The organism is Segatella cerevisiae (assembly GCF_024054555.1).
In the GTDB taxonomy this organism is placed as follows: domain Bacteria; phylum Bacteroidota; class Bacteroidia; order Bacteroidales; family Bacteroidaceae; genus Prevotella; species Prevotella cerevisiae.
Genome location: NZ_JAMXLY010000040.1, coordinates 1 through 24,202 on the forward strand (window position 1 = coordinate 1; position 24,202 = coordinate 24,202).

17 protein-coding genes are annotated in these 24,202 nt (G+C 42.2%); 8 read left to right on the forward strand and 9 right to left on the reverse strand.

Annotated features, from left to right (window positions below; genetic code table 11):
• Nucleotides 1-913 precede the first annotated feature (913 nt).
• Together NG821_RS09795 and NG821_RS09800 are read left to right on the forward strand one after the other, a co-directional pair.
• On the forward strand, nucleotides 914-2,059 hold the full coding sequence (locus NG821_RS09795; RefSeq protein ID WP_252761484.1) for a nucleotidyltransferase family protein: 1,146 nt from the start codon (nucleotides 914-916) through the stop codon (nucleotides 2,057-2,059).
• 417 nt (nucleotides 2,060-2,476) lie between these two features.
• The gene (locus NG821_RS09800; protein WP_252761485.1) at nucleotides 2,477-2,701 is read left to right on the forward strand and encodes a hypothetical protein; all 225 of its coding nucleotides are present in this window, start codon (nucleotides 2,477-2,479) and stop codon (nucleotides 2,699-2,701) included.
• Between the two features lie 261 nt (nucleotides 2,702-2,962).
• On the opposite strand, the gene NG821_RS09805 is transcribed toward NG821_RS09800, so the two are convergent.
• Nucleotides 2,963-4,399, reverse strand: a complete 1,437-nt coding sequence (locus NG821_RS09805; protein ID WP_252761486.1) for a C69 family dipeptidase — start codon at nucleotides 4,397-4,399, stop codon at nucleotides 2,963-2,965.
• Nucleotides 4,400-5,006: 607 nt separating this feature from the next.
• Between NG821_RS09805 and NG821_RS09810 the strand changes: the two genes are divergently transcribed.
• The 6 genes from NG821_RS09810 to aldA all read left to right on the forward strand — a co-directional run bounded on the left by NG821_RS09810 (nucleotide 5,007) and on the right by aldA (nucleotide 14,737).
• The gene (locus tag NG821_RS09810; RefSeq protein ID WP_252761487.1) at nucleotides 5,007-7,085 is read left to right on the forward strand and encodes a glutaminase family protein; all 2,079 of its coding nucleotides are present in this window, start codon (nucleotides 5,007-5,009) and stop codon (nucleotides 7,083-7,085) included.
• A 374-nt stretch (nucleotides 7,086-7,459) separates the two neighbouring features.
• Nucleotides 7,460-8,848, forward strand: coding sequence for an NAD(P)/FAD-dependent oxidoreductase (locus tag NG821_RS09815; protein ID WP_252761488.1), 1,389 nt, complete (start codon nucleotides 7,460-7,462; stop codon nucleotides 8,846-8,848).
• 52 nt (nucleotides 8,849-8,900) lie between these two features.
• Nucleotides 8,901-9,431, forward strand: a complete 531-nt coding sequence (locus tag NG821_RS09820) for a nitroreductase family protein (protein ID WP_252761489.1) — start codon at nucleotides 8,901-8,903, stop codon at nucleotides 9,429-9,431.
• Between the two features lie 200 nt (nucleotides 9,432-9,631).
• Complete coding sequence (locus NG821_RS09825) at nucleotides 9,632-11,779, forward strand: HD family phosphohydrolase (protein WP_252761490.1); 2,148 nt, start codon at nucleotides 9,632-9,634, stop codon at nucleotides 11,777-11,779.
• 161 nt (nucleotides 11,780-11,940) lie between these two features.
• On the forward strand, nucleotides 11,941-13,086 hold the full coding sequence (gene glf, locus NG821_RS09830; protein ID WP_252761491.1) for a UDP-galactopyranose mutase: 1,146 nt from the start codon (nucleotides 11,941-11,943) through the stop codon (nucleotides 13,084-13,086).
• A 205-nt stretch (nucleotides 13,087-13,291) separates the two neighbouring features.
• Entirely contained in the window at nucleotides 13,292-14,737 is a 1,446-nt protein-coding gene (aldA, locus tag NG821_RS09835) for an aldehyde dehydrogenase (protein WP_252761492.1), read from the forward strand.
• Nucleotides 14,738-14,795: 58 nt separating this feature from the next.
• Here the strand turns inward: aldA and xpt are convergent, their stop codons facing one another.
• From xpt to NG821_RS09875, 8 genes are all read right to left on the reverse strand, one after another.
• A complete protein-coding gene (gene xpt, locus NG821_RS09840; protein WP_252761493.1) occupies nucleotides 14,796-15,368 on the reverse strand; it encodes a xanthine phosphoribosyltransferase in 573 nt (190 codons plus the stop codon).
• A 315-nt stretch (nucleotides 15,369-15,683) separates the two neighbouring features.
• On the reverse strand, nucleotides 15,684-16,127 hold the full coding sequence (locus NG821_RS09845; protein WP_252761494.1) for a cold-shock protein: 444 nt from the start codon (nucleotides 16,125-16,127) through the stop codon (nucleotides 15,684-15,686).
• A 789-nt stretch (nucleotides 16,128-16,916) separates the two neighbouring features.
• Nucleotides 16,917-17,201 carry a hypothetical protein gene (locus NG821_RS09850; RefSeq protein ID WP_252761495.1) on the reverse strand — a complete coding sequence of 95 codons (285 nt, stop codon included), beginning with the start codon at nucleotides 17,199-17,201 and terminating at the stop codon, nucleotides 16,917-16,919.
• Nucleotides 17,202-17,549: 348 nt separating this feature from the next.
• Complete coding sequence (locus NG821_RS09855; protein ID WP_252761496.1) at nucleotides 17,550-18,710, reverse strand: C10 family peptidase; 1,161 nt, start codon at nucleotides 18,708-18,710, stop codon at nucleotides 17,550-17,552.
• A gap of 97 nt (nucleotides 18,711-18,807) precedes the next feature.
• Nucleotides 18,808-19,731, reverse strand: coding sequence for a DUF4249 domain-containing protein (locus NG821_RS09860; protein ID WP_252761497.1), 924 nt, complete (start codon nucleotides 19,729-19,731; stop codon nucleotides 18,808-18,810).
• Nucleotides 19,732-19,736: 5 nt separating this feature from the next.
• Nucleotides 19,737-22,367 (reverse strand): TonB-dependent receptor, encoded by a 2,631-nt coding sequence (locus tag NG821_RS09865; RefSeq protein ID WP_252761498.1) that lies wholly within the window; start codon nucleotides 22,365-22,367, stop codon nucleotides 19,737-19,739.
• A 6-nt stretch (nucleotides 22,368-22,373) separates the two neighbouring features.
• Entirely contained in the window at nucleotides 22,374-23,204 is an 831-nt protein-coding gene (locus NG821_RS09870) for a FecR family protein (RefSeq protein ID WP_252761499.1), read from the reverse strand.
• A 37-nt stretch (nucleotides 23,205-23,241) separates the two neighbouring features.
• Entirely contained in the window at nucleotides 23,242-23,772 is a 531-nt protein-coding gene (locus tag NG821_RS09875; RefSeq protein WP_252761500.1) for an RNA polymerase sigma-70 factor, read from the reverse strand.
• Nucleotides 23,773-24,202 lie beyond the last annotated feature (430 nt).

A 24,202-nucleotide genomic window follows, 5' to 3' on the forward strand; every position in this document is an offset into this window, starting at 1 on the left:
ACGACCTGGGCGAATTCAACTCTTGCCATAATTGCCTCCTTGGGGTTATTAATTCTCCACAAAGATAGCTATAACAATATATTTTCATTCGCTTTGACGATTCTTTTTAATCATGGATGTTTCATATTGCCAAAAGTGTTATTCCGTTTAAGTATTTCATTGGTAAAATTACTGAAAAATAAGGAAAGAATTTGTTTTTCCTCTTACTTTTTTGTTTTCTACTGCATATTTGGGGTTATTTGAGCGTATGACACTTATGTTGTATCGCCTTTGCATATAAGGAAAAGGAGAGTGCCTCCTTTGATGCTTGAGCGAATATGCGAGTTTCGAAACGTAGATGCGTTGTCTTGAAGCTGTAGAGGAAGAATTAAAACTGTACATTGAGATAATCGGACGACATGAATATTCGGTTTGGCCCGAAAAATAGTTATCAAACCATATCAGGAGGATTGGGAACACTCTATTTCTGAGAAAGTTGAGAAAGGATTGGAACTTTTAGATCATTGTTGATTAAAATGTCAAAAGGAGAGGGCGATGCTTAGGGTTCCTTACATAAACGAAGGAAAGTCGTAAAATTTGATGTCCTGTGTTTACGGGGTGCAACGGAAAGGATCTTTTATTTTATTTGACATAATCCCTAGGTCGGGTCAATGTGATTTTAGCCCTATAGCTGTACGTTGCGTTCTTCTCCGCTTTTGCCCATATTGGGAAAATAGAGTAGGATAATTTCTCAAATTTTAATTCGACATGTTTAGAAGTGAAAAATATTTTGTAATTTTGTATGGAACTAATAATCTAATACCAAGTATCATACCATACTCGAAATGATCCTTTTAGGCACTTAGGTCGTAGAAGAAAGGTGAAAAGATGTAGCGTATGATCATTAGGAGTTGATCTAATAACAAATTTTGATATGAATGATCTGTTTTTTCGTTTCTTGAGATTTTCCATGAATACTTCTTCATTGCCGGAGGATGATTTCCAGAATATCAATTGGCAGGAATTGTTTTCTTTTGCAGAAAAGCAGGCTTTGATAGGGGTGTTGTTTGAAGGGATCAGTCGTCTCCCCAAAAGTTGGGCTCCCCCTGAAGCAATCTTTCTGCATTGGTTGGCCCTTTATGAGCAGATCAGGAAAAGAAATGGTATTCTAAATGCAGAAGCAGTCCGGATCTGCAAGATGTTTCTCCTTAAAGGATGGTCGGGTTGTATTTTAAAGGGGCAGGGGAATGCTTTGCTATACCCTGATGTTTATTCACGGATGCCTGGAGATATTGATGTTTGGTTGTGGCCTCTGTCTGCAGGCAAAGGAAAATCCGGACTGAAATCGTGGATGAGTTTGAGCAGGCGGAGAGAACTGATTCTCAAAACTGTTCGTCATTGGACGAAAGATACTCAGTTATGCTATCATCATATCGGATTTGACTCGCCAAAGGGTATTCGTATAGAAGCGCATTTTACCCCAGGAGTAATGAATGACTTCCTGTATAACTGCAGACTCCAAAAATGGTTTGAACGGAATAGGACCGAGCAATTTTCGCATCTTGTCGACCTGCCTGGAGGAGTAGGAAAAATAGCTGTTCCAACAGCCGATTTCAATAGTATCTATCAATTGGCACATATCTGTCATCATTTCTTTAATGAAGGAATAGGATTGAGACAACTGATGGACTATTATTATGTGCTGCTTGACGGGGATCTGAAATTGGATAAAGCTGAATATGCCGAACAACTCCGATATTTGGGTTTGTATCATTTTGCAGGTGCTGTCATGTATGTCTTAAAAGAGGTATTCGGTTTACCAGGAAGTCAGATGCCTATTCCTGAAGACCGTAAACGTGGACGTATAGTTTTGAATGAGATCCTTTATGGGGGCAATTTCGGGAAATTCTTCACGAAGTATGACCACTTTACGCATCGGAATAAATTCAGAAAGTACTTCCTGAAAACATATCGGAATCTCCATTTCCTGCCCTATTTTCCTGCGGAATCACTTTCCGAACCCCTGTTTCGAACTTGGCAGTTTTTCTGGAGGCAGTGGAAACAAAGGTGTCAGAATTGATAGTACCTTGAGAATATAGAATTTGTAAGGGAAATGATCTGATATTTTTTATCATGGCAAATGGTCTGATAAGACCTCCCTTCTCCCTATTCTTTTACTCATAGGAGTGACAATCGTTGCAAAGAGAAGAGTACTGTGGTGTTATTCTGTTCCGTTGATTTTCCATTGGCGAGATTCTGCAGAATGAAAGTGTCTGAGGCAGAATGATGGAACAAATTAAATAAATGTTTAGAAAGTTATAAAATAGGTCATGAAAGTTTGCGATTTCAATTTTTTTAGTATCTTTGTCGTCAGTATTTAAGGTATGAATTTCAGGATGTTCCCTATAGAGTATTTCCGAATAGATGGCATTAGAAAAATGCATGAAAGCTCTGCAGAAAAGGAATGCCTGTTTGTTGAATTTAAATAAATAGAATTATGAAAAGATCATTATTTGTTTTAGGATTTTGCCTGTTAGGTCTGTTTGCTTCCGCTCAACCTGTAGAGACCGCACAGAAAGAAGTGAAAAATCCAAAAGAGTATTATGCCGGCCATAAGAAGGGCAACAAAAAAGCAAAGGCAACAAAGTGTGTCAAAGGTTGCAAGGGCGGTAAAGCCTGCACTTGTAAAAAGGCTACCGGTAAAGCTTGCAACTGCAAGTAAATTGCTCCCTTTAATGGGACATCGGTAATATGAAATTTGCCGGTACTCCTGTCGTTTTTTGATCAGATAGAAACAAGAACGGCAAGGAAGATCGGTGACCGTAAAGCGAAGGCTAAGTGTGAAGATGTTTTGGATTACCAGAATATCTTCCTGCTTAGCTTTTTTTGCGTCCGGTGACAACCAAAATATCCCCAATAAAAATGCCATACGCTTTTGGAGGCGCATGGCATTTCGTATGGATAATAAAACTATGCTAGCTGATCAAGCCCCATGGAAAAGATAAGTCTTTTGGGTATCTGCAGCCAGCCGAGTGAAGAGTTCTTCAGTCAGGCTTTCTGCTACTTCGAGCGCTTTATTGAGCACACAGTCAGAGAAGTCCTGGAGCAAGTCCAGAGCTTTCATCGGCTCATGCTTGTAAAGTTTCAGATATTCGGCTTCCATTTCTTTCTGGCGCTGATCAGTTTCAGCCTCGAACTTGGCATAGGTCTCTTTGATCAGAGGAGCATATTCATTGTAATTGACCATTCCCAAAGTCATCACTTTGCGGAAGATCCAATATGCAGAATCGTTGCTCGAATGTCCGTCACCTATTTGATAGGCTTTAGGAAATGAGCGTACACCCTGATAGAGGGGGAGGAATACGCCGAGGTCAGCCATTCCTTCAGCAACATAGTTGACGCAGCCAATAGCAGAGGGGAGTTCCGGACGAACCTGAAGCAGATGAGTCTGTGTCGTACGGAAGATAGATACCGGACGATAGACTTCCTTCGGATTGCTGTGCAGATAAGGATCGTGGTCTGTATTGTCATAATGGAAGCGGAAAGCGCGACGCAGGTCTGCAATGCCGATTTTATGATCAGCCTTAGCAAATACGGGGAAAGTGTTTTTGGTCACGTCATTCTTGATCGAAGGACTGAACATCTTCTGGAGTCCCCATACACGAGGATAGTTGTAAGTGGTGTCTTGCTCTTCATCACGGGAATAGGCTTCATGGAAATCGAAGTCTCCCTTGGACGGATCATAGAGTTTGTTCTTGGCAGCGAAATCTACCAGGTCAGGTGCAGCCAGATAGTTGGCTTTGTCCTTCGGGTCATAATTTCTGAAACGGCTCTGGTTACCTGTTACAAAATATTTGTCAGCAGGTATCCGGCAAGCCAACCAGCGATGACCACAGGCATTCTCGAGATACCATATTTCCTTGTCATCAATGAAACTGATGCCGAAGCCTTCAGCTGAGCCATATTTCTCGATCATGGCACCCAAGCGTTCTGCACCTTCACGGGCTGTGTGTATGTAAGGCAGGATGACATTGAAGATGGAGTTTTCTGCGAGTCCGTTTTCGATGTATGGGTCAAAAGCCAATGCCTTGTCACTGCTGAAAATGGTCTCTGTAGAACTCATACCGATACCGACAGAGTTGAAACCGGCACTTCCCCATTCTCCGTGGAGGTGATAAGGAGACAGAGCTTTATAACCTAAAGCCTTCTTTGGGAGTTCGCAATGGAAAGGACTGTCTTTGGCAACAAACTCTTTAGGACCGCAATTTGTGTCCTCGAAAACTTCAAAGTTTTTGGCATACATGGCATCCCAGTCCTCAGAACGGGCAGCAATGCGTGAGCCGTCACTTGTCATTTTTTCTCCTACAATAATCGTTGTACATTCTGACGGTAGCTTTACCGTTGATTTTTTATTCTTCATATCCTTAATTTTGTTGTGATAATACCACTATTGATGCAAATCCCAGAAGGAAGGTCATTCTCTGGATTTGCGGCTTCTGGAAGACGTTTGTCTGAAAGTTACAGATTATTCCTAATGTCATTCCAAGTTATGACAAAGGTAAGCATAAATTCTGAAAGAACATGCTTTTTACTGCTATTTTTTATATAGTTATCTTTTCAACTTTCTCTAATTTCAGTTGTAAAGAGATTCTTTTGTTCAAAAAAACAGGTTTTTCATAAATAAAAGGCAATTGGAGAGGAATAAGATGACAAAATATAAAGGAGGCCGTTACCCGATCATTCTTTGAAAGAGAATTAGTCTATAGAATATGCCGGTACAATTTGAGAAGTGGGGAGTTTGCTCCATGAAAATACGTACACAACAGAAATATATTTTGAAATTTTGTTTGTCCTTAAACTTATTTTTACTAACTTTGCCAGAGTGAACTCCTTCCTTGTATAGATGTGTAGTTGCAGAACGCAGTGGAGGGAGTTTCGCGAGTCTTTTGCCTGATTAGGTGAAATGCCACTTGATTACCGTCTTTCAGAGAAATACCATGTGTGAATAATAAATATAAACCAATGTTATGAACGATCACAAGAAATCAGCAATTCTATTGTTTGCCCTCTTAACCTTCTTTTTAGGTATCAAGGCGCAGAGTCCTGAATTTTTTACACCTTACCGTACTACGCACCTGCGCCTTCCATCTGTACCTATAGTCGTCAATGACCCTTACTTTTCTATTTGGTCACCCTATGATCATCTGACTGATGGGGCTACTGCTCATTGGACGAGTGCACCCAAGCCTCTTGAAGGAATGTTGAGGGTGGACGGAACTGTTTACCGCTTTATGGGAGCCAAAAGCCCTGACGTCCAGACCGCAGTACAGAAATCGGTCAGTGTACTCGCCACGAATACCTATTATTCGTTTGAATGTGGTCCTGTAGAACTGCATCTCGTCTTTACAGCACCGATGCTCATCCATGACTTGGATCTGATCTCGACACCGGTCAATTATATCTCCTATCAGGTCAGTTCGACAGACAAGAAGAGCCATCAAGTCCAACTCTACTTGTCCGCCAGCCCTGAGATTGCCCAAAACAGTACCGATCAGCCCACCCGTTCAAAAAAATTGGACAAGGATGGTATGGAAGTATTGCAGAGCGGGACCATTGACCAACCTATTTTGGCGAAAAAAGGAGACGGGATATGCATTGACTGGGGATATGTCTATCTTCCTGCCGTCAACGGCAAGGTCAGTCTAGGCACTTCAGAAGAAATTAAAAAAGGTTTTATAGCAAACGGGAGTTTGCCTGCAGGAGAGAAGCAGATAGACTCTTATAAGGCTTCTTCCACACCAGTTCTGGCTTATGTCCATGATTTCGGGCAAGTCACCACACCTCGTTCCAGTTTCGCCATGCTGGGCTATGACGAAGTTGAGGACATAGAATACATGTATCATCGCTATAAAGGTTATTGGGCAAGGAACGGCAAGACGATCTTCGCCGCCTTTAAGGATTTGGAGAACCGCTATGCCACGATTATGTCAGAGTGCCGGCAGTTGGACAAGACCATTTATGATGATGGTTTGAAGTCAGGTAACGTGCAGTATGCGGAAATCCTTTCCGGTTCTTACCGTCACGTGATGGCAGCTCATAAATTGTTTGAGGATAAAGACGGACATCTGCTCTTCTTCTCGAAAGAGAACAATTCCAACGGATGTGTGAATACGGTAGACCTGACTTATCCTGAAGCCCCTCTGTTCCTTTGCTATAATCCGCTTTTGGAAAAAGCGATGATGACCAGTATCTTCGAATACAGTCGCAGCGGGCGCTATACCAAGCCTTTTGCCGCACATGACCAGGGCACCTATCCTATTGCAAATGGTCAGGTCTATGGCGGTGACATGCCTGTAGAGGAGTCCGGTAACATGCTGATCCTCTCTTCCATGTTGTCTGAGTTGGACGGTAATATCAAGTATGTCGAACCCTATTGGGATATATTGACGACATGGGCAAATTATTTGGTAGAGAACGGTAAGGATCCCGAGAACCAACTTTGTACGGATGATTTTGCCGGTCACTGGGCCCACAACTGCAATTTGTCTGTGAAGGCTATCATGGGCATAGAAGGTTATGCCAGAATGGCTGCTCTGAAAGGTGATCAGGCCACTGCTGAAAAGTATGGAAAGATTGCCAAAGATATGGCTTTGTGGTGGTCTGAGAAGGCTAGGGAAGGAGATCATTACCGCTTGGCTTTTGACCGTCCTGACACATGGAGTCAAAAATACAATATGGTATGGGATAAACTCTGGGCAACGCACGTGTTCCCTAAGGGCACGATGGAACGGGAGATCTCCTATTATCTGAAGAAACAGAATAAATATGGACTGCCTCTGGATTGCCGGAAGACCTATACGAAGAGCGACTGGATCATGTGGACAGCAGCCATGAGTCCCAACAAAAAGACTTTCCTGAAATTCGTTTCTCCGATATACACCTATATCAACGAGACTACCTCACGTGTGCCGATCAGCGACTGGCATGAGACGATTACCGGTAAAATGGTAGCTTTCAAGGCCCGTTCTGTCATCGGTGGCTATTGGATGAAAGTCTTGGAAGACAAGTTGGCTGTCGACGGGACGTCAAGCAAACGTGTTCATTAAAATGATAATGTATGAGAGAACTTCAGAGCAGCCTTGATTTTTAGGGTTGCTCTGATCCTTTTTTCAGGACATCATTCCAAATGAATGAGTTTTTCTGCAACTGTTTTGGACTTAAAACGAGTCTGATGAGAGAAATTAGAGTATTCCTCGATTGAACAGTATTTTCTCTTTTGGAATCTTAAACTTTTACCTATTGCCTTTTCTTATGATTGCTGTGAAGTCAGCCCGCCGTTTCGAATCAGATGAAGTTTGAAAGAGGCGTATCAAATCTTGATTTGGATCAGTTCCATTTTAACATATTTTGTCCATTAAGGCTTGTTACGGTAAAGTAATTTTAGTATTTTTGCGAAATACTTGATAATGTAGTTTGAAAAATGAGTTTGAATATAGACAGAAACGGTAAAAAGAGAGTAGTGATAGTAGGCGGTGGCTTCGGGGGATTGAAATTGGCAAATAAGCTGCGTCATTCAGGTATGCAAATCATCTTGATTGACAAGAACGATTACCATCAGTTTCAACCGCTTATCTATCAAGTAGCATCGGCTGGAATGGAACCAAGTTCCATTTCATTCCCGTTCAGGAGAATTTTCAAGAATAATCATAATGTCTATTTCAGGATGGCTGAAGTACGTTGCATCTTCCCTGACAAGAAGATCATCCAGACTTCCATCGGAAAAGTTGATTATGATTATCTTGTTTTTGCTGCCGGTGCCACGACGAACTACTATGGTAACAAGCACATTGCTGAAGAGGCTATGCCTATGAAGAATGTGGCTGAGGCAATGGGACTTCAGAATGCCATTCTGGCTAATCTGGAGCGTTCCATTACATGCGCTACTGACAAAGAGCGGCAGGAACTGCTGAACTTTGTCATTGTCGGAGGCGGTGCTACGGGAGTAGAGATTGCAGGTGTCCTTTCGGAGATGAAGAAGAGCATTATTCCTCATGATTATCCGGAGATGGACGACAGCCTGATCAATATCTATCTGATCGAGGCATCTTCCAAGTTGCTTTCCGCAATGTCTCCTGCGGCTTCCCAAAAAGCTGAAGAGTTCTTGCGCCGTATGGGAGTCAACATCCTTCTGAACAAGAAAGTGATGGACTACAAAGACCATAAGGTCATACTTCAGGACGGCAGTGAGATTGCTACACGCACATTCATTTGGGTGAGTGGTATTGCCGGTGTTTCCATTACTAATATGGATCCTTCGATGATTGGTCATGGCGGCCGAATCAAAGTGGATCAGTTTAACCGGGTTCCCGGTATGGAAAATGTCTTCTCCATCGGTGACCAGTGTATCATGAGTGGCGATGAAGCCTTTCCTAAAGGCCATCCACAATTGGCACAGGTAGCCATCCAACAGGGAAAACTGTTGGCTAAGAATATCTGCCGGTTGGAGAAAGGCAAGGAACTGAAACCTTTCCATTACAAGAATCTTGGGTCTATGGCTACTGTGGGCCGTAATAAGGCTGTAGCAGATTTCAAGAAAATCAGAATCCAGGGTTTTGTCGCATGGCTTCTATGGTTGTTTGTTCACCTCCGTTCTATTCTCGGCGTCAGGAACAAGGTCGTCGTCCTGTTGAACTGGGTATGGAACTATTTCAACTACAACCAGTCGTTACGTATGATCTTCTATCCTAAGAAGGCTAAGGTAGAAAAGGAGCGTGAGGCTCGCGAGGCCGTGACACACTGGGGTGATGATTTGCTGAAAGAAGAAAAGAAAGAAGAGAGTAAGGAAAGTCCGACAACAGCAAAAGCTTGAACGAAGAAAGACCGTAGAGCGTGTCTTTTGCCGGTATTTAGAAAGGAAGAAAATGATAGACAACGAAGTGTTGAAAGCGATCAGGGAAAGAAGAAGCATCCGCCGTTTCAAACCTGACCAGATCAAGGATGAGGAATTGAAGACGGTCTTGGAAGCAGGTACTTGGGCACCCACAGGCATGGGGAAACAGGACCCTTGGATCGTTGCTTTGCAGGATAAAGAGCAGAAGAGCCGAGTGGCCGAGATCAATGCAGAAATAATGGGCGTCAAAAGCGATCCCTATTATAATGCTCCTACGATCGTATTCGTGTTTGCGCCGTCAGATTGCTACAACTATATCAAGGACGGGAGTCTGGTATTGGAGAACATGATGCTGGCCGCTCATTCCATAGGCCTGGCATCCTGCTGGATCAATCGTGAGGATGGCGTCTTCAAGACAGAGTACGGTAAGTCCTTACTGAAGAAATGGGGACTCACAGATGAGAATCTTGTCGGGATAGGAGCACTTTCTTTAGGTTATCCCGCAAGTCATCCTCATACCGTCAAGCCCCGCAAGGCGGACTATTACCGGATCATCAAGTGAAAGCACTTCTTCATTCCGGCATGGTGATTTTACAATAATAAGAGGACCATCGATGGATGTTTCCGGCTGATGGGTTAATAATAAGCATTGTACCTGGCAAAGAAAGTACAATGCTTTTTTGATGACATTGTCCGTGAGATTGAAGTATTCTGCGATTTTTTTTGTACTTTCGCAAGGTATAAATGCTTTAAGGATTATTCATGAAGTTATTCAAGAAACAGGACGAACACCCTTGGCGCGATTTTTTTGAATGGGCCGGCTTTATCAGTGTGACCGCAATTATAATTGTCTGGTTTATGCCTCGAAACGAGGGCAGACGGTTTAATTACGATATAGGTAAACCTTGGATGTACGGATCCTTTATAGCCAGATTTGATTTTCCTGTTTACAAAACCGATGAGATTGTCAAGAAAGAAAAGGATTCCCTGATGCGGAAATACCAACCTTATTATAGATACCACAAGGAAACGGAAACAGCGAATATATCCAGATTCTATCACGATTTCAAGAACGGCATTCCGGGGCTGCCAAAAGATTATGTGAACTTGATTGCCGGGCGACTTCACCAACTTTATCAGTCTGGCATCATCAGTACACCCGAATACAATACCATCGATAAGGATACGACCAGTAGGATCAGGGTCATCAATGGTAAAGTGGCACGCAGCACACAGGTAAATGGCATCTATTCCACCATAGCGGCATATGAACAAGTGTTCATGGATGAAAAACTGAATAAGGAGCGTGCCGTGCTACAGCACTGTAACATCAATGACTATATCGAACCCAACCTCATCTATGATAAGGTGAGAAGCCAGACTGAAAGGGCGGAACTCCTGGATGGCATTCCTTTAGCGAGTGGCATGGTGCTCAGTGGACAGAAGATCATTGACAGGGGAGAGATCATCGATGACTATGACTACCGTGTGCTGAACTCTTATGAGAAAGAGATGAAGAGGAGAAGTGCCACACGGGCTGAGTTGACCGCTACGACCGTCGGCCAGTTGATATTTGTGACGATCCTTCTGATACTCTTCACGTCCTATCTGATCTCCTACCGGAAATACTATTTTGAGAAAACGCGGAATATCATGATGCTGTACTCCCTGATCATTATCTTCCCGATACTGACCTCGTTGATGATAGAGCATAATGTGTTCAGTGTCTACATCATTCCCTTTGCCTTAGTCCCCATCTTCGTGCGGTCCTTTATGGACTCCAGGACCGCTTTTGTCACTCATGCGACGATGGTCCTGATTTGCGCGGCTGCTGTAAAATACCAGTATGAGTTTATCATCGTCCAACTCACGGCCGGCATTGTCGCCATCTATTCCCTTCGGGAACTCTCCAGTCGACTGCAGTTCATCAAAACGGCATTGTCTGTCACCATAGCCAGTGCAATAGTGTATTTCGCGATGGACTTATTGCAGAGCAATCATATTGTAAAAGCAGACCGGAGCATGTACACCTACTTCTTTGTCAACGGTGTATTCCTCCTGTTGGCGAATCCATTGATGTATCTGATAGAGAAGACTTTCGGATTCGTTTCTGACGTGACACTGGTCGAACTTTCCAATACTAACAAAGGGGTGCTGAGACGATTGAGCGAGGTTGCCCCCGGAACTTTTCAGCATACCATTACTGTCGGGAACCTGGCAGCAGAGATCGCTAACAAGATAGGCGCAGATAGTTTGCTGGTGCGCACCGGTGCCCTATACCACGACATCGGGAAGATGAACAACCCCGTGTTCTTCACAGAGAATCAGGCGGGCGTGAATCCCCATAATAAGATGTCTTGCAAAGAGAGCGCCAGGATTATCATCAGTCATGTTACCGGCGGCATCAAACTCGCTGATCAGATCGGTCTGCCTAATGAGTTGAAAGCCTTTATCGTCACGCATCATGGAAGGGGGCTCACGAAGTATTTTTATGTGAAATATAAGAATGAGCATCCTGATGAAGATGTCAATCCTGACGATTTTCGCTATCCCGGACCAAACCCGTCCACGCGCGAACAAGCCATATTGATGATGACAGATATGGTGGAAGCCGCATCCCGGTCCTTGCCGGAGCATACGGAAAAGAGTATCAGTGAATTGGTCAATAAATTGATTGACGGTCAGATAGCGGAGGGGTTCTTCAAGGAGTGCCCGATTACGTTCAGGGACATCGCTCAGGCAAAAGTGGTGTTGACTGAACGTCTGATGTCGATTTATCACACCCGTATCTCTTATCCTGAACTCAAAAAGCGTAACCCGTCTCATCCTGATTCTGACGCTGAGAAGTCTGTAGGCCAGAAGTCCGGAGTGGATCCGCAGCACTTAGGTCCTGTGAAGAGCAGTACTTAGCCTATGTCCCATGGATATTGAAAGGGAATCCTGATGTCAGTGATGCTTTGGCATAGCAGCAAAGACCGCCTTGCCTTAATAGGAGATGAGTAAAGCGTGAAATGGAGGAAAGAAAGACCTTTGACATAGTAAAATTAATATAGAAAACAACTATAATAGCGATGGCGCAATACGATTATTTGATAGTAGGCTCCGGTCTGTTTGGAGCCATGTTTGCCTATAAGGCAATGAAACGAGGGAAAACTTGTCTGGTCATAGACAAAAGACCGCAGGTAGGTGGCAATTTGTACTGTGAGAATGTTGAGGGTATTCCGGTGCATAAGTATGGAGCCCATATTTTCCATACTAACAGCAAGCGGGTTTGGGATTTCGTTAATTCGATCGTGGAATTCAACCGGTATACGAACTCGCCGGTGGCAAACTATAAAGGCAAACTGTATAATCTGCCTTTCAATATGAATACTTTCTACCAGATGTGGGGGGTGATTACGCCTGCTGAGGCTCAGGCAAAATTGGATTCTGAACGTGAGGAAGTGCGTCGTAAACTGGAGGCTGACGGGGCATCACAACCGAGGAATCTGGAGGAACAGGCTCAACTGCTCATTGGCAAAACCGTCTATGAACGTTTGATCAAGGGATATACGGAAAAGCAATGGGGCAGGAAATGTACGGAATTGCCTGCGTTCATCATCCGGAGATTGCCTGTCAGACTGGTCTTTGACAATAACTATTTCAATGACGGCTATCAGGGGATTCCCAAAGGCGGTTATAACCGATTGATCAATGGTCTCCTGGAAGGTGCTGACACAGTGGTCGGGGAAGATTATTTCTCCCAACCGGAGAACTGGCGGGCTAAAGCTGACCGAATGGTTTTCACAGGGAAGATCGATGAGTTCTTTGGCTATTGTTTCGGCAAACTCCAGTATCGTACGGTCAGGTTTGAGCAAGAGACGTTGGACATGCCTAATTACCAGGGCAATGCCGTCGTGAACTATACCGCTTCGGATGTGCCCTATACTCGTATCATCGAGCATAAACATTTTGAGTTGTTTGGACAGGACGTGTACAAGAACCCGAAAACAGTTATCTCCCGTGAGTACTCTTCGGAATGGAAAGAGGGTATGGAGCCGTATTATCCGGTCAATGATGAGCGTAACAATGAATTATACCTCAAGTATAAAGTTCTGGCTGATCAGGAAAAGGATGTGATCTTCGGCGGCAGATTGGCCGAATATAAATATTATGATATGGCACCTATCGTCGACAAGGTGCTGCAGATGTTTGATGATAACTCTGAGTTGAAGTGATCTCTTGGGGATGACAGGCGAGCCTGTGCAAGGCTTTCTGAAGATCAGCTCAGACTGCACCTTTCAATTAGATGTGCAAAAGCCTGAATAATTGTTAAATATTGCACAAATCCGCCCTGATATGAACATTCTGAATCTTTTATCGTTATCTTTGCTATACCAGATACGATAAGAGATCTGTTTTATTTACTAACCAAATACTGCTATGAAAGAACTAAAAATGTTCATTGACGGACAATTCGTCGAAAACAAATCAGAAAAATGGATCGATGTACTCAACCCGGCTACGGAAAAGGTCATCTGCAGACAACCTGATGGAACTGTAGAGGATGTTGCCATGGCTGTTCAATCTGCCGAGAGGGCTCAGAAGAACTGGGAACGGACGCCTTCGGCAGAAAGAGCGGTGTACTTGAGAAAAATAGCTGAGGAAATCAGGAGGAGAGCTCCTGAGATCGCAGATATTATTGTAAAGGAAGGCGGTAAAACTCAGGCTTTGGCTAACAACGAAGTGGCTTCTACTGCTGAGTATTTTGATTATATGGCAGGATGGGCCCGCCGCTATGAGGGAGAAGTGATTCCAAGTGACCGGCCCAATGAGAACATATTCCTTTTCAAGCGTCCTATAGGTGTCACTGCGGGTATCTTACCTTGGAATTTCCCGTTCTTCCTGATTGCCAGGAAGGCTGCGCCGGCTCTGATTACCGGTAATACGATCGTGATGAAACCTTCTCAGTTGACTCCCGGGAATATGTATGTCTTCGCTCAGATTTGCCATGATGTAGCACTCCCTGCCGGCGTAATCAACATCGTATTCGGCAAAGGCTCCGTAGTGGGACATGCCCTTGCTTCAAATCCGAAGGTGGGCATGGTGAGTCTCACGGGAAGCGTGGGCGCCGGTCAGCAGATCATGCGTGCCGCAGCAGAGAATATTACAAAAGTTTCTTTGGAACTAGGCGGAAAAGCGCCTGCCATCGTCTTGTCGGATGCGGACCTCGACCTGGCTGTAAAGGCAATTATCGATTCTCGTATCCTCAATACCGGTCAGGTATGCAACAACGCGGAACGTGTCTATGTGCACAGGAGCATTAAAGATGCCTTTACGGCTAAACTGCTGGCGGGATTCAAGGCTGTCAAAGTTGGAGATCCGTCCCGAAATGCTGATCTGGATATGGGTCCGCTGATAGAAGAGAAAGCTTTGGAAACAGTTTTGAAAAAAATCGATCATGCTGTGGTCCAGGGTTGCAAACTGATTTGCGGGGGTCATCGTATCGGAAATAAAGGTTATTTCATCGAACCGACCTTACTCGATCAGGCTCGGCAGGATATGGACATCGTCCAGCAGGAGACATTCGGACCTGTCTTGCCTATCATCACTTTTGATACGGTCAATCAGGTCATCGATATGGCCAATGATAGCGAATACGGTCTGACCTCTTCTATCTATACGAAGGATTTGGATATGGCTGTCAAACTCAACCGGGAGTTGAAATTCGGTGAGACGTATATCAATAGGGAAAATTTTGAGGCTATCCAAGGTTTTCATGCCGGTTGGAGAAAATCCGGAATAGGAGGCGCTGACGGCAAGCATGGTTTGGAAGAATATCTACAAACTCATGTCGTGTATCTGGATACGCACTATGATTCGAAATGATCATATTAAGGGGACTAATCCGTTCGGGATTAGTCCCTTTTATATTCTAAGAGAAATACTAATCTTCCTTCAGTTTGATCTGACAGTTGTCGAGTGATTCGACGATAGCCAGGGATTCACAGCGGATGCCTTCTTTCTCTATGATGTCGCGTCCGTGCTGGAATGCTTTCTCAATGATGAATCCCATTCCTACAAGATTGCAACCTGCCTGACGGCACAAACTGATGATTCCTTTGGCCGCATTTCCGTATGCCAGGAAGTCGTCGATAAAGAGAACTTTGTCCTCAGGTCGGAGATAGTCCTTAGAGATCACGACATGGTATTCTCTCTGTTTGGTAAAGGAAAAGATCGTTGTGGAGAGTTGGTTCTCCATCGTAGATGGTTTCTTCTTTTTGGCGAAAACGACCGGCAAGTCGAGGAGAAACCCCATCATGATGGCCGGTGCGATTCCTGATGCTTCAATCGTGAGGATCTTGTTGATCTCTGTAGAGGCATATCGCCTGATAAACTCTACAGCACACTGTTTCATCAGGTTGGGGTCCATTTGATGGTTGATGAACTGATCAACTTTCAGAATACCGCCCGGATAGCATTTTCCGTCTTTGAGGATTCGTTCGTTGAGGACTTTCATTTATGATTTGTTTTTACAGGAAATAATTCTTTTCTCAATGTTGTTGTTTTCTAAGATAGGCCTGTGGGAAATCCCGCTCTTCTTCATTGGCGCATTTAAGAGTGTACCTTAGTCCACTCTTTTCTTCTAATCAGAAATACAGATACACTCCCGGGGCATTTCGCAAAACCCTGGTATCATTTGATTTGTTTACCCCTTCTCTGCACCATTATCTTTTCGATAACGTGCAGATAGGTAAACACCGTATTTCCGACCATCAGTTATGGATGTGGATACGCAGAGAACCATTTGGATTCCTTATGACAGATGATTAGATTACCTGCTGACAATCGCAATATCAATTGCATTCTTGCCCCTTGCGCTGTCTTCAGTCTTGAAAGAAACTTTGTCTTCTATTTCGATTTCTTCAGGAGCATTGCTCAGACGGAAATAATAACTGTTCCTGCTGTCTTCTTGCTGAATGAAACCATAGCCCTTCTCGACATTGAGATAAGATACCTTTCCTGTAAGTGACGTGTCTTCTTCTTCCTCACTCTTCTTGGGAATGGAAACTTCGATGTCTTCTAGCTTCACTTCATCTTTGACGATTTCGTCAGGAGAAGAATGGAGTTGTCCAAAGTCATCTTCATACGCGATCATGTCGTCCATGGAATCCTTGCCCTGGCTTTTACGAAGTTCTTTACGTTTCTGCTTCTCCAGTTTCTTCTGCTGTTTTAATTTCTCTTTCTGTCTTTTGTTAAATGAAAAACTTTTTGCCATATTAATTATTTGTGCGGATAAATGATCCGGTTGTTTTAATGCTCTTGATAAAGGTAGATCTGTCGGGTTTGGAATTTCGGTTTTTGATAGAAGTCTCTTGCCATGCAGTACGCTTTCAATGAATAGAGGAATAGATCAACTCGTGATAAAGCAATTGGTAATAATGAATCCCTTGAGTAAGCCCGTGGGAGAAGACAAAGGATTACACATAGGTGGGTCAACAACGGCATCTTTCGCTCTATTTTCGCAAAGGTACAAAAAAAAGTTGATAAAAACAAGTTGAAAGTGCTTAGTCTGTAAAAACTTACCTTATAAAGGGGATGGGTGAAGTCACCGGACAACCTGACCTTATGTGTTTTCCCTGTGTTTTTCGTGTTATTAAACCCTCAAATACCTCCCGTACTCCAATCTTGACTTCACCGGATAGCAATGTTTTTTTATGGGAACCTTTATAATTGATTATGATGATTAACTATCGTGGTTACTTGGACTAACCATCATAATCAATGACTACCAAAATAGTGCATTTTGGTGTACCATTATGGTGCGTTTTGGTATATCATTATGGTGCATTTTGGTTGACCAAAATGCACCATTTTGCAAGGTCCTATTCACTATAGAGCAAATTTGGATCCACGATACTGACTTGAATTGAATTCCAAAGACACTTTTTCTTGTTATGAGTTCATTAGCAAGTTCAATATAGAATTGTAATTTCCTCGTGCGGTAAGAAGGAGTAGTCTATACTGGAAAATGCCGAAGCGTTTGGGCGAGCAGCCCCATAAAGTCTTATTTGATAGTAACTTTTGCCGGGGCAGTATCCATGACAATAAGTTTTATATAATAAGGAGAGGTTTCTGCATGCTCATAAGGTTGAATAAGATAAGCGCATTTCAATTTTTTCTCTTTAGATTTCAAGATCGAGATCTTACAGAGGTTAGGAATATCAACGATATCAATTTGATCTCCATTGTGAATGATGGTTCCGATCTGTGCCCCATTAAACGTAATCTGATCTTGATGATAGAAAGATATCCAGTCACTGGCAGGAGAATCATCTTTCCTTGTTATCATTTGTACTCCATCAATGGAAAATTTTCTTTTGTTCAGACTATATATCGTATCCGCTTTCGTGGTACTCAATGAGATGGAGGTCTTATTGAGATCAGGAAAGTGATCACTGTCATCATCGTATTTAGTACATGATGCAATTGCGAGAAATAATCCTAGAATTAATAAGTTTTGTGAAAATATTTGCTTCATTTTCTGTTATATTTTAAATTATATATACACTTTGTGCAATAAATATAGAAATTATCATAATCTGACATTGATTAATGCTCTTATTAATGTACGAAATTTAATTAATTACCGCTACCAATTGAATCTTATATTTTGGGGAATATCATAATTGTCTAATTGTTAGTTACCAAAATGTTCATGTGCAAAACAGAAGAAGTCTATTTTATGAGGGAAAATCTTTTTGTAGATAGCCATTGCTTCATTCTCTTTCCATTCTTTCTCAGAACTTAACAAATATACATCTTTAAATGGTTCTCCCCAACCATAATTGAGATGTAAATAATATGGATCTTTTGGCCTGTTATATTTAACATATCCATCTGCTATGAAGGCATGGCCATCAACATAATGTTTCCAAGGTCCCCAACCATGTTTAGCTCGATATCCAGATACTACAACTATTCCATCTGGCAAATGTAGAACGGTGATGGGTTGATAAGTACCCCAATTATAAATGTCATATTTCTTAAAGAAGTCGACCAAATTAGAGGTTTTTGTACCTGAAGCTTTCGTTCCATATTTCATTCCTGTTTGTTGCCCAACATAGCTTATTAATTTTGCTATTTCATCAATTGCTTCTGCAGTAGGATATTGTTTTGTGACTTCGTCCCAAGAGGTTATCATACTCATCTTAGGTCGTAGAACTGATAAAGCCTGAGCGCCAGCAATAGCAACACAACCAGCAAGAGCCTGTTGTCCATCATTAGTATAACAATATTTATTATAAGGGGGATCTTGATCCCAAGAAACTTTACATTTAGGATTTACTTTTTCTACAATCTGATCCGTATTTTCAATCATTGGGCTTGAATCATCGGCGATATTATTAACTGCTGTTTGTAATAAAAAAGAGAGGTCGGACGTTGTGTCACGAAGGACTTTGTTAACGTCCATATTGTTTTCTTTCCTAAAATAAGCAATCGGCAATATCTTTTCGCCATTTTTAATTAAAATAACAGTTCCTTCATTCTTAGTTAAAGAAGTAGATACAAGTGTGTCATTTAAATAGATTTGATAATTTACGGCTCTGGTATTTGACTCATTCTTAAAGAAATTGCCCATGGGGAGTTTGTTGATAGTCTTGACGGATGCCAAATCAATAGATCTGGTTTGTGTACTTGTAGAAGCATTAATACCATTAGCAAATTTCAATGCTATTTTAGAGATGTTGTCCTCTTTTCTGGACTGATTCGTGTTTTGAACTCCGGGATTCTCGTTCTCACATGCTACTAATAATAATGAAGCAAGTAAGCCTAATGTAATTGATTTTAATTTACCCATAATTATTTTTTTTAAAGTCTCATTCATAAATATGATTTTCCATCACCGTTTTTATAATAAGACGTCTATTTCTTTAACAACCCTTACTTAAAATAAATTATTTTTCTTTTATCCAGTCGGTTTTCGTCATTGCATAGCCTCCCATGACCCCTATACCATTATTAATATTGGTATAGCTCGGTCGAACAAATGATATTCCATAGTTGGCCGTACTGTTGTTCTTACTGTCATTGACACTCTTGAAGAAATTGTATAACTCAGGGGTAAGACGGTAAAGCTCTATATAATAAGCATTTACATAACCATGAGGATGAACATCCAGATGCAATGTATAGGTAGAATCATGTAGGAATGAACTATTATCGAAGACATAGAAATTCTGGTAGAAGTCATTGGATTCATCAAATATTTTTTCACCCAGTGAGTATTTGTTCAGCACCGGTTCATCATACGTGCAAACTTCTTCAACCTCTTTCCGAGTGATGATAGAATCAAGATCTCCATCATAGTCTCCGGCAAGTCCAATCACCCTCACTGCATATTTCGCCGGCGAAGGAGAATTCTTAAGTGAGAGTCGGATCTGGTCATACCAGACCCCATCGTTGAATACGGACCCCATCTCTGTCTTCGTTATCTCCGGTACAGTGGGGATGGTAGTGGTGGACGAAGCCGCTTTCATCCCTTTTGCACTGACCTGCACGGTTATCTGGTCTTTGGCCTGCAGTATTCCTGTAAAATAATAGACGAGTTGGTAGGTCTTGTAAGCATCTACTTTTTTCAGAAACTTGACTTCCTTCTGTGCTCCGTTGACCGTACATCTTACCTGAGCCGTATCCATAAACGTGTTCTTTCCTTTTACCGGTATGGAAGAAGAAACAAATATCTCCGTCGTGTCCTGAGAAGACGGAAAACAATAGATGACCAGTTGGCTGTCTCTCGAGAGCTGATCAATATCAACATGATCCTGACAGGCTGTAAAAGCTAACAACACAAGGATGCAACTGATAAGGAAATATCTCATAACGATTAAAATTTCAAGGTGTAACTTACTGAAGGAATCAATGGAATATATCCGTTGGTCCTGACAGTATAAGTACCATCGTCCTCCTCATATATTTTCATACGCATGGTGTTCAGGTGGCAATAGGCATTATAGATGCTGATATTCCAAATGCCTTCTCTTCCGTGACGGGTACGGTGGGTGAAATTTGCACCCACATCCAACCGGTGATAAGCTGGCAAGGCCATGTTGTTGGACTTGCTGTAGAATTTCCCTATTTCATTCTCTCCTTTATCATTAGGGAAAGATGGAAGTAATATATACTGGTCGGGCAGTGTCATGCGGTTGCCGGAATGGTAAGCCCATGCCGCATAGACTCCTATCCGGTGAGAAAACTGGTATCTCCATGTGATATTGATCTTATGGCGGTTGTCGAACTGGTCCCGAAACCATCCGGTTTTTATTTCATTATATCTTCTTGACGTCCATGAAAGGGTATAGGCAGTTTCAAGGCTCATCTTGGCATGGTGATAGTTACCGTCGAATTCGATTCCATAGGAGCGGCCGTCGCCGTCTGTGACGTCCTTATCCCATCGTGATGCTGCTGGCTGGAATCCTGCCCAGTGACGATAGAGCAGCAGATGACGGGTTCTTTTATAGAATCCTTCTATGGAAAGGAACCATGAACGACAGGGTTGAGCATAGATACCTGCCGCGACCTGACTGGAACGGGCGGGAAGGGCAGTGGATGTTGTCGGTACCCAGTAGTCGGTGGGCATATCCAGATAAGAAGTGGCAATGTGATGGACATACTGGGTCATCATCGTATAGGATAATTTGACAGAGAGGTTGTCTTTTACTTGAATCTTTGTAGCCAGACGGGGATCCAGATAATGATAGATCTTGCCTTTCGTTGAGAATGAAGAGAAGTTCAGTCCGAAGTCTGTACTCCATTGGTCTGTGATCCTCATCTCGTCTTCTGTATAAGCTGTAAATTCACTGGAATGTTTGATGTTATGGCTTTTCATTTGTACCGTATCCACTTCTTCGTCCTTGTCGCTATAATAGTAGGATTTCTGAATGGTCTGTGGTCTGAAAAGGTGTTGGATAAATGTTCCTCCAAAATTGATTTTGTTCTGGTTGTCCAGCTGGTAATCAAAATCTACTTTCAGTCCTCCATCGTATATCTGGGAGTGATTATGCTGTTGTTCAAGACTGGTACGATGACGGATGCCATCATCTGCTTCCTCAAAATTATCATCTGAATAATCAAATCCTGAATAATTATAGGTGAATATTCCTGCTATATTGGAGAAAAGACGGTTTCCCCACTGCCGGTCCCATCCTAGAGCCATGTTCAGATTCCCCCAGTTGAAATTGTTTTTCGTATCTTCATGGTCTTCTTCCCAGGCACTTTTATCACGGACATTATAGTGATCGAGTCCGGAATAGAGGCTGACATACATCTTGTCTCTGTCATTGAGATGATGGGTGACCTTAAAGTTCAGGTCATGGAAAAGGTAACCGACGGTGTACTCGTCCTCATCCGATTTACAATGGTTGGCGATGGCAAAGATGGGTTTTAGTATAAGGTCAATCCAACTTCTGCGGAGGCTGAATACAAATGATGTTTTTCCCTTTATTATAGGTCCTTCCAAATATATCCTGCCATCCAGAACCCCCAGTGACCAAAGGCCGTGATAGTGATAGAGGTCACCGTCCTTGGTCCTGACATCCGTGACGGAAGACAGTCTGCCGCTATATCGTGCGGGGAACCCACTCTTATAGAAGTCTGCATTCTTGATGATGTCTGTATTGAAAGAAGAAAAAAGTCCTAGGGAATGATTCGTCTGATAGAGAGGAACCCCGTCGATCAGGAACAGGTTCTCGTCACTGTTTCCTCCGTGTACGTATAGTCCAGAAGCGAGATCCACTCCTGATGCAATACCGGAGATACGCTGCAAGGTCTTGATGACATCTGGACTGCTAAGTAAAGAGAATTCGGTGTTGAAGTCGGCAGAGGTCAGGGACCTTTTTCCAGTCTGAGTGGTCAGCAAGGGAGAATTCAGGTCACCTTTTACAATCACATCATTTAGCGTTGTATTTTCCTGTAATTGGAAATCGGTTCTTTCATTTCTGGATAACCTGATTCTGGGGTTGATGTCTTGACAACCGATATAGGAAATCCGTAAAGAATGTGTACCTTCGGGAAGAGTGAAACTGAAAAATCCATATTCATTCGTCAACGTACCCTGTTTTTCTTCCTTGTCATAGATTGTTGCATTGATTAACGGCTCACCGTTTTCATTTTTTATATAACCGCTGATAGTGTACTTCTCAGGGGCATTCTTTTTTTTTACTTTTATTATTGTTTTAGTCTGATGATCATTTCGTTTCCGAAGTTTTTTTTCAAGAATGATGTTTATTCCACTTCTTGTCCAGATAATATTGGTGTTTTGGAAGAGTTTATTCAGGGCTATGTCAATAGGCAGCCCCTTAAGAGACGGACCATGATAGGGAATCTCCAATCGGATACTGGAATCATAGATAACAAATATTTTCTTTTCTTTCTGCAATTTCTTGATTTCTTGACCGATGGTCTGGCTATAAGCGAAACTCGAGAATATGCATAGGAGTACGATTAAAATAGATTTCATAGTTTCCTATTTCTTAACACGGATGGCAATATGAAGTGCATCTTCCAATGCGTTGATTAAGTCATTGACATTCTTGGTCTTAAACTCACCCGAGATGGATCTTGTTGTGTCACTTGTTACCAAGCTGATTTGATAGCAATTACCTATTTCTTTCAGAGCTTTGTTGATAGGAGTATTGTCAAAGATGAATATACCGGTTGCCCATGCAGTCTGGTTGGAATGACTTGATGGAATGAGATGGGGCTGAGGATATTCTTTGGAGATTTCTGCTGTCCTATTTGTGGTAAGGATAAGGCTATGTTTCCTATCTCGTGTAGAGAAACGGACTTTACCACTGGTAACATATACTTTAGATGCATTCCCACAGGTTTCATCTATCTGGAATGTCGTTCCCAAATCTTCCACAAGTCCGAGGTCACTGTGTACCGTAAATGGATTTCGGCTATTGTGCATGATGATAAAGTAGGCCTTTCCTTTGAGACTCACACTTCTAACATTTGTAACCTTACCGTTTTTATGGTAGGAAATGGAAGAATGAGGGGCTATGATAATCTTGCTGCCGTCTGAAATTGTAAGGGTCTTGATACTATCATTTGAAGCAATAAGAATCTCATCTCTGTTTTGTTGTAATAAACCAATACCTATACCCACCAGTAGGAGAATCCCTGCTGCGGCTGCTACAATACGGTATATCCCTATCTTTCTTCTGTGAAGTGTAGGGCTATAACCAGTGTTTTCATGAAAGGCTGAAATAGCTTTTCTAGTATCAAATATACCTTCCTTATAGTATCTGACAACGAAATCAAGTATTTCGTTCCATTTCTTGTTTCTTCCCATCTTTTTATTCTAAAGACTGCCCGATCCTTGCATACCCTTATGAAAAGAGAGAAAAAAAGAAGAGATAAATTTTTCGGATCTCTCCACGAAGAATCCTATATGCCTTTGAAATCTGGGTTTCTACTGTTTTTACCGATAGATGGAGTTCCTTCGCAATTTCTTCATAAGTTTTTTGCTCCCGTTTACTCATCAGGAAAATCTCGCGGCACCGATTGGGGAGAGTATCGATAGCCGTCCATAGTTGCGCAGCCCACTCTGAATTTTCTTCTTCGTCATTTATGTCAACTGTATCTTTCGCATTTTCAATGTCTACAAATGAAGGAGTGCTGCTGATCCGTTTATGGGCATCATAACAGGCATTCCTCACGGAAATGAACAGATAGCTTTTAGTGTTCAGAATAGGAGCATTGGTCTTTAGTTTATCCCATAGATGGATAAAACATTCCATTACAATATCTTCCACATTATTCGTGCCTTTCAATAATGAAGTAGCATACATACATAGCGGTCGATAATACAATCTGAAAATTTCGTCAATATCTTCCTGTTTAGGCTCTTTTTTTATCATGTAAAACCTGTTGGTTGAATTGATCTTGTAAAACATTAAAGTTTAGAAAGTTGCGCATATTATGGATTTCTAGTATTCTCGTGGTGATTAAAACATTAATTACTATAAACTATACGAACTTCTCTACAAAGTTCCGGTAATTTTTTGATATTTACAAACGTTTTGTAGAAAATTACGTAAATTTTCATAGAAATATCCTCCACATGCTGTTACTTCCTAGTTTTCCAATATGGAGGTGGTCGCACTTTCCATTACAGAGGAAGCATTCTGCATCGATAGTGGAAACTATCTTTTCCATCGATCCAACAAGGAATATCTTAATATCATCCCCACCTTGGCAACCAGATATCAGTTCAACCAGTACAGCAAATTGACAAGGGGCTTTGAGAAGAGATGCGCAAGTCCATTGTCAAAGCGCTTGATGGAGTTA